Source organism: Acinetobacter sp. YH12108 (assembly GCF_013419055.1).
Lineage (GTDB): Bacteria > Pseudomonadota > Gammaproteobacteria > Pseudomonadales > Moraxellaceae > Acinetobacter.
The window spans coordinates 1-7,953 of record NZ_VPAW01000047.1; the positions used below are offsets into that span (position 1 = coordinate 1).

Consider the following 7,953-nt stretch of genomic DNA (forward strand, 5'->3'; position numbering starts at 1 on the left):
ATTGAAAATCAACTGAGAAATTTGACGATAATCAAAATACTGACCTGCAAAGAAGCGCTGCATACGTCGATAAAATGATTGTGGTAAACACTTGATGGGCAAGGCTTTAGATGCAGAAGAAAGATTACATGTTTGCTTTAAAATAATCACAAGCATGATGAGCGCAAAGCACTTTAAATGTGACTTGTTCCATTTTAGAGATTTGTTTAAGATAAGATATAACTCATTGAGATGTGTCATAGTATTCGTCGTTAGAAAACAATTATTGTGACATTATTTCAATGAGTTATCTATTTTTGTCGTGTACAGAGCGCTTCATCAGAAAACTGAAGGAACCTCCATTGAATCGAACTAATATTTTTTTTGGTGAATCGCATTCTGACTGGTTGCCTGTCAGAGGCGGAGAATCTGGTGATTTTGTTTTTCGACGTGGTGACGGGCATGCCTTCGCGAAAATCGCACCTGCTTCCCGCCGCGGTGAGCTCGCTGGAGAGCGTGACCGCCTCATTTGGCTCAAAGGTCGAGGTGTGGCTTGCCCCGAGGTGATCAACTGGCAGGAGGAACAGGAGGGTGCATGCTTGGTGATAACGGCAATTCCGGGAGTACCGGCGGCTGATCTGTCTGGAGCGGATTTGCTCAAAGCGTGGCCGTCAATGGGGCAGCAACTTGGCGCTGTTCACAGCCTATCGGTTGATCAATGTCCGTTTGAGCGCAGGCTGTCGCGAATGTTCGGACGCGCCGTTGATGTGGTGTCCCGCAATGCCGTCAATCCCGACTTCTTACCGGACGAGGACAAGAGTACGCCGCAGCTCGATCTTTTGGCTCGTGTCGAACGAGAGCTACCGGTGCGGCTCGACCAAGAGCGCACCGATATGGTTGTTTGCCATGGTGATCCCTGCATGCCGAACTTCATGGTGGACCCTAAAACTCTTCAATGCACGGGTCTGATCGACCTTGGGCGGCTCGGAACAGCAGATCGCTATGCCGATTTGGCACTCATGATTGCTAACGCCGAAGAGAACTGGGCAGCGCCAGATGAAGCAGAGCGCGCCTTCGCTGTCCTATTCAATGTATTGGGGATCGAAGCCCCCGACCGCGAACGCCTTGCCTTCTATCTGCGATTGGACCCTCTGACTTGGGGTTGATGTTCATGCCGCCTGTTTTTCCTGCTCATTGGCACGTTTCGCAACCTGTTCTCATTGCGGACACCTTTTCCAGCCTCGTTTGGAAAGTTTCATTGCCAGACGGGACTCCTGCAATCGTCAAGGGATTGAAACCTATAGAAGACATTGCTGATGAACTGCGCGGGGCCGACTATCTGGTATGGCGCAATGGGAGGGGAGCAGTCCGGTTGCTCGGTCGTGAGAACAATCTGATGTTGCTCGAATATGCCGGGGAGCGAATGCTCTCTCACATCGTTGCCGAGCACGGCGACTACCAGGCGACCGAAATTGCAGCGGAACTAATGGCGAAGCTGTATGCCGCATCTGAGGAACCCCTGCCTTCTGCCCTTCTCCCGATCCGGGATCGCTTTGCAGCTTTGTTTCAGCGGGCGCGCGATGATCAAAACGCAGGTTGTCAAACTGACTACGTCCACGCGGCGATTATAGCCGATCAAATGATGAGCAATGCCTCGGAACTGCGTGGGCTACATGGCGATCTGCATCATGAAAACATCATGTTCTCCAGTCGCGGCTGGCTGGTGATAGATCCCGTCGGTCTGGTCGGTGAAGTGGGCTTTGGCGCCGCCAATATGTTCTACGATCCGGCTGACAGAGACGACCTTTGTCTCGATCCTAGACGCATTGCACAGATGGCGGACGCATTCTCTCGTGCGCTGGACGTCGATCCGCGTCGCCTGCTCGACCAGGCGTACGCTTATGGGTGCCTTTCCGCAGCTTGGAACGCGGATGGAGAAGAGGAGCAACGCGATCTAGCTATCGCGGCCGCGATCAAGCAGGTGCGACAGACGTCATACTAGATATCAAGCGACTTCTCCTATCCCCTGGGAACACATCAATCTTACCGGAGAATATCGTTGGCCAAAGCCTTAGCGTAGGATTTCGCCCTCTCCCGCAAACGACCCCCTTTTATCTACACTAGATTTAAAACAGTTGAACGTATGAAAGAAGCTGTTTCTCAAAATATTCAATCAGACAACTTGAGCCATCAAAACGCCATCAAGAACAAGGAAGAACAAAAAGCCCGAATTAAAAAATTCCGTGATCAGTTAGAGATCGGGACGATCTTATATACCTCATGGGGATATGAGCAAACAAATGTAGACTTCTATCAAGTTATTGAGAAAAGCCGGGCATATTGTGTCATCCGTGAACTTAAACAGGCTTATGATGCAACAGGTTCAATGCAAGGTTATGTTGTGCCTTTACCGAATGAATTTACCAGCAAAGAGCCAATGAAAAAAAAGATCATGGATAACTATATCGTGATTCATCAGTCTGCAAATGCAACAGTATTAGATTTTGAATTATTGCCGACAGGTACAAAAGTTTATAAACGCTGCTATACATCATCATACGCATAAAACAGTTGACCCCCTGAAGGGGGTCAATTCACTACAGAGGAAAATATGAAGCATTCAAAATTAATATATAAAGATTGGCAATTATATTTAAGGCTCTTATTTGAAAATAAATAGGGGTAATAGTCACCCGCATTTTTTTGATGTTTAGATTTCTAATGCTTCAAAAAAATGCGGTTCATTGCGTATCATATAATGAATATTAAGGAACTGAAAAAATGAATAATGCTCAATTCAAAATTGAATGCTTCAGAAATGGTTTATATAGCCCAGAGCAAATAATTGAATTTTACAAGGTAGTCCACACGGAAGAAACTAAGTACAATAGCCGTGATGCTCAACTTTGGATTAATGGGAAAAGCTCTAGGGAATATCAAATTGACCCTAAAGCAATTCAAATTGTAGATATGCTTAATGCAATCAGATCGGAAGTAATTGCAAAAGAAAAAGAGCGTATAGAACTTGGCAATCCAAGATATAAATATCTATTCAAAGGTGAACAAGCACTATGGTCGGAGCATCAGGAATTTATAAATTTACCTGTCAATTTTTATAATTCAATAATGGTTGAGCTAGGTAAAAAAGATTTAATTTATTTTGAATTTTCAAAAAAAGATATTGAATCCTAAACGATAGAGCAGAGCAAAGTGTCTACTTTGCGAACTGAAAAATCTGAAAAATCCTCCCTTCTCTGATTACTGTTGAATGGGGCAAGCGAAGCAGACAAAATCTGTGATTTTGGCTAGCTGACCGCAGACCCGCAACTACTTCCATGTTACCTATAAGCGGGATTAACAAAGCAATCCCGCAGGGTTGCGACTGAAAAAAATTAAATTATATTTTTACCAGTTTGAATATTCTTTAATTTGTAGAGCCTGAATTATCAACTAGAGTTGATTTAGATTTTTTTGATTGTTCCCGATCAGCAATAAATTTGTCACCAGCAATTTTTAAACTGTCAAAATGTTGGGGATTGGATTTATATGATTCAAGAGCCTTTAAAAGAACACCAGTAATAATTCCTTTATCTTCAGTTGGGAAATCTACTATTTCAAAAAGCGCACCAATTGAAATTAATTTATGTTCACGTTTTTTGCGATCTTTAACTTGAGCAGCTTGAGCATCTTTTTTCAAACTAGCTAAAAGTTTTTTTTCATCTTCCTTAATTTTTTCTAATTCTAAACGTGCTTTATGTTTTTTAAATTCATTTTTCATTACACGTTCAAATGAACTAATTTGCTGCTTTGTTGGTGAGCCTGATTCAATACTTTTAACAAGTGACAAAATTAAATCTTCAGTTTGGTTTCTATTCTCTAATCCCTTCAAACGAGAGATTTCATCAGTTACAAACTTTTTTTGATCTTCAGTAAATTTTAGATTTTCGATAGCCATTGCCACTTCCTCATTGTCAATATTTTTAAATCATAGCATAACTAAAAATAGAGGAAATCTATTACAGCACTAAACAACAAAAATCATATTAAATTATTAATTTCTGACTTTTACAATTAAAGAAATATTTATTCTGAGTATGACTTGAATTGAAAAATATTTAGCCAGGTGATCATTTTTTATAGGATTTTTAAAATTTTAAAATTGGCTTTCAGTCCTTTAGTTTAAAAAATATCCTAATGTCTATCTAATAACAAAAAATTACAGTTTATAGCTTAAAAAAATCCTTATTAATCGTGTCACTTATAGACCCTCAGATTTGGGGTTTCTGAACTATGGGTTATCACCTTGTAGCGAATATATATTGAAGTTATCATGACAACAGCAGTTGGAATGCACGCTTCCGCGTTTCTCTCCGAGAAACAAAAAAAGCAGATTCAAAATAGGCGAATTATGGCGATTTATCACTTATCAGTTAAATCAGGTAGGCAATACGGTTCTTCGGGAAGTCGAGGGGCAAGCCATTACGCTTATATAAATCGTGAAGGTAAATACAAAAGAGAAGATTTAGAAAATATAAAATCAGGAAATTTACCAAATTGGGCTAAAGATGCTGCTCATTTTTGGAAGTCAGCAGATAAGAACGAACGCATTAATGGACGTATTTATACTGAATTGGAAATTTCATTGCCTAGAGAATTGAATAAAGAACAACGTGAAGAATTAGTACAGGAATTTGTAGATAAGACTTTAGGTAAAAACTTCACATATTCCTATGCAATTCATAGCCCATTAGCAAGTGATGGTGAACAAAATCCTCATATTCATTTGATGTTTAGTGAAAGAAAATTAGATGGTATTGATCGTGATGAAGTACAACACTTTAAACGCTACAATCCGACTAATCCTGAAAAGGGCGGGGCAGGTAAAGATCGCTATTTTTCATCTAAAGTTTTTGTGGCAGATACACGCTTATCATGGGCTAACCATGTAAACGATTTTTGCGAAAATTTAGGTCTTGATGCTCGTATAGATCATAGAAGTTATAAGGCTCAGGGGCTTGAATTATCCAGTCAAAACTTCAGGGCTGATTATGTTAGTAATCATAAATATTTCATTAATGAAAATATAAAAAATATACGTCATCAAAATGGCGAAATTATTATTGAGCGTCCTTCGGAAGTTATTAGAGCTTTAACTTCTAATCAGTCTGTATTTACTGCCCGTGATCTTGAGCGTTTTGTTATGGCTCATACTGACAGTCAAGAACAATATCTTAAAGCCTATGAAGCTGTAATGACTTGTCCTGATATGGCAATGTTGTTTGGGAAAGATAAGGTTGTATTCTCATCAAAAGAATTGGTCGGAATTGAAGATTCTATTACTGCATTTATCTACAATGCCAATGAGCAAAGTCGAGTACAGAAGCCATTTAATTTAACTGAAAAATTCACTTTAAATGCTGTAAAAATTGCTGATAAAAGAACATTCAATAGAGAGCAAGAAGCAGCCTATTATACTTTGACTTCTACTGATCGAATCTCATTGCTAAATGGTTCGGCTGGTACTGGTAAGTCTTATGTTCTTAGTGCTGTTTCTGAAGCCTTCAAAACTTCAGATTATAAAGTTCATGGTATTGCTTTGCAGGCAATTACAGCTAGAGCTATTTCTGACGATTGTAATATTCCAAGCAGTACAATTGCTTCATTCCTTGCCCGATATGAAAGTGGTAATTTTGAGATCAATAATAAGACTGTCTTGATCTTAGATGAAGCGGGGATGGTCGGCTCAAGAGACATGCAAAAACTTCTCATGATCGTAGAGAAGCATGATGCTCAAATAAAACTTGTTGGTGATAGTTATCAGTTAAGTGCTGTTAGTGCTGGTTCTGCTTTTGCTCATATTCAAGATAACCTTGATAAGAAAAATATTGCTTCATTAGAAAATATACAACGACAAAAATATGCGAAGGAATCAGAGAAAATGATTGAAGCATCTAAGTTGTTATCTAAGCATGAAGTTGACAAAGCATTAGATATTTATAAGACCATTAATGCTGTTAATGAATATGAATCTCACGATCTAGCACTAGCCAAAACTATTAAATCTTGGAGTGAAGATTCTAGCGAAAATAAGTTAATGCTTGCTCATTCAAATAATGATGTGAATGAATTAAACCGCATGGCAAGAAATGTATTAATTAAAAATGGTCAACTTTCTGCTACTGGTAATCATGTTAAAACTGCTTTCGGTGATATTGAAATTACTGTCGGAGAAAAAATTGTATTTAAGCAGAATGATTCAAAATTAAAAGTTAGCAATGGTGAAACAGCAAAAGTAATCGGTTTTGAAAAAGATAATCTTAATAACATTAAATTTATGATGGTTCAGTCAGATAGAAATAATGAGATCATTAAAGTAGATTTAAATGAATACAACCAATTTAAATATGGTTATGCAAATACTATTCACTCATCACAAGGTATGACTGTTGATAATGCCTATATTGTGGCGAGTGAGAACATGAATGCTAATTTAACTTATGTTGCTTTGACCCGACATAAACATAATGTCGAAATTAATTATTCTGCTATGTCGTTTACCACGAATGAAAAAGAATTCGTTAAACGTCCAGATGGGAAAATCTCATATGATCAGAATTACAATCCTGTTGAAAAAGAAGTTACACCTTTTGAAAACTTCAAAAAAGTTCTAGGACGATCAGAAAAGAAAGAATTTTCTACAGACTTCACTTTAGTAGACAAGCAAGAAAAATTGATCAAAGCATATCTGCAAGATCACCGCCACCATATTGAAGATAAGCGGGAGATATACGGAATTAACTCGAAGATACATGCTTTAACTTCAGAGAATCGTACATTCACGAAGGAAGAAATTGTTACCGAGGTTCGTGCGAATCTTAAATCTAAATCTATTTTAGGTGATGAGATCGGTAGCATTAGAGGTATGAAAATTGCAAAAGGTGAGCTTCTCAAACTTGAGGAAGGGTTACAGATCAAGACTGGATTCTTTAAGAAAGAAACCTTTGAGAAGGGAACAGAATTAAAGGTTCTTGATGCCTACAAGATGAAAGATAAACCAATGATTAAAGCTCGAATCAATGATATGGAATATGAGATTCCATTTGAAAAACTTTCTGTTAAGTATTCAGATCGGTACTTCACAGAGTTTAAAGATCAGAGCGCACACCGTTTTACTGCCCGCAATAAAACTGAAGTTTATAGCGAGTACCGTGAGCAGTTATTGAAGCAAAAGATTACTGCACCGGAAGAAAATTTGAATGCTCCTAATCACAAGATGAAGCTGCAAAGCAATCTTAATACTACCCCTAGAAATACACCTAGAATCTAACTTCACCTGGCATAAGCAAGTGAAAATAACAAACCATAAAAGACTTTTTAATGAGTAAAGATGATCATGATAAATTTGTATTATTCCTGATAGTTGTAGGCTTTATCGTGTTAGTTGTTTGCGGTCTTGCGTGGCAGGGAGCAGGCATCTTTAACTTGCCTTTCACAGTGATGCTATGGACTATCATTAGATTAATTATCGTGGTATCGCTTGTATTTATTACTGGAAAATTCGGTCTATCAAGAGAGTTTACTTTCCCCGCAGCAGCAGTAGGTTTAGCTTTTAGTTTATTCCCTGTCCTTGATCATATTGCGTTAGGTTATTCTGCTAAAAATTTCTATGAAACCACTAATTTTATGGGGCAAACGGTTCGGGAATTTGGTGCCAGTAAAATTACGGTCTGGTGGGGTTCGATTTATGCCAAAATAGCCTATGCTAGCCTTGCAGGTTTAATTGGATATGGTGTTAAGGTCGCCACTGATGATTAAAAAAGAAAAACCAACTTGAAGTTGGTTTTTTTGGCACTGTTGCAAATAGAGATTTGAGTCGATGATGTTCCCTTTAAAAAGTACTTAGAGACCGAAAACCCTGTTGATTAGACACACTTCACCCTGAGGCTGACCATAATAAAATGACGATGCTTGTCC

General features: G+C 38.7%; 7 protein-coding genes and 2 pseudogenes. 6 read left to right on the forward strand and 3 right to left on the reverse strand.

Features of this window, described 5'->3' with window-relative positions:
* A pseudogene (locus tag FTU46_RS16330) lies at positions 1 to 240 on the reverse strand (IS4 family transposase); the annotation flags it as partial.
* Positions 241 to 341: 101 nt separating this feature from the next.
* Between FTU46_RS16330 and aph(3'')-Ib the strand changes: the two are divergent.
* From aph(3'')-Ib to FTU46_RS16350, 4 genes are all read left to right on the forward strand, one after another.
* Complete coding sequence (aph(3'')-Ib, locus tag FTU46_RS16335; RefSeq protein ID WP_001082319.1) at positions 342 to 1,145, forward strand: aminoglycoside O-phosphotransferase APH(3'')-Ib; 804 nt, start codon at positions 342 to 344, stop codon at positions 1,143 to 1,145.
* Positions 1,145 to 1,981: an aminoglycoside O-phosphotransferase APH(6)-Id gene (locus FTU46_RS16340; protein WP_000480968.1), complete on the forward strand. Its 837-nt coding sequence runs from the start codon at positions 1,145 to 1,147 to the stop codon at positions 1,979 to 1,981. Before aph(3'')-Ib ends, FTU46_RS16340 begins: the two co-directional genes overlap by 1 nt.
* 141 nt (positions 1,982 to 2,122) lie before the next feature.
* On the forward strand, positions 2,123 to 2,545 hold the full coding sequence (locus FTU46_RS16345; RefSeq protein ID WP_000656635.1) for a hypothetical protein: 423 nt from the start codon (positions 2,123 to 2,125) through the stop codon (positions 2,543 to 2,545).
* Between the two features lie 215 nt (positions 2,546 to 2,760).
* Positions 2,761 to 3,171, forward strand: a complete 411-nt coding sequence (locus tag FTU46_RS16350; RefSeq protein ID WP_001057867.1) for a hypothetical protein — start codon at positions 2,761 to 2,763, stop codon at positions 3,169 to 3,171.
* Positions 3,172 to 3,403: 232 nt separating this feature from the next.
* Here FTU46_RS16350 and FTU46_RS16355 read toward each other — a convergent pair whose 3' ends face one another.
* A complete protein-coding gene (locus tag FTU46_RS16355; RefSeq protein WP_000963725.1) occupies positions 3,404 to 3,934 on the reverse strand; it encodes a conjugal transfer protein TraD in 531 nt (176 codons plus the stop codon).
* Between the two features lie 453 nt (positions 3,935 to 4,387).
* Between FTU46_RS16355 and FTU46_RS16360 the strand changes: the two genes are divergently transcribed.
* Together FTU46_RS16360 and FTU46_RS16365 are read left to right on the forward strand one after the other, a co-directional pair.
* On the forward strand, positions 4,388 to 7,306 hold the full coding sequence (locus FTU46_RS16360; protein ID WP_005119228.1) for an AAA family ATPase: 2,919 nt from the start codon (positions 4,388 to 4,390) through the stop codon (positions 7,304 to 7,306).
* Between the two features lie 50 nt (positions 7,307 to 7,356).
* The gene (locus FTU46_RS16365; protein WP_000030933.1) at positions 7,357 to 7,794 is read left to right on the forward strand and encodes a hypothetical protein; all 438 of its coding nucleotides are present in this window, start codon (positions 7,357 to 7,359) and stop codon (positions 7,792 to 7,794) included.
* 84 nt (positions 7,795 to 7,878) lie between these two features.
* Here the strand turns inward: FTU46_RS16365 and FTU46_RS16370 are convergent.
* Positions 7,879 to 7,953: pseudogene (locus tag FTU46_RS16370) on the reverse strand (IS6 family transposase); the annotation flags it as partial.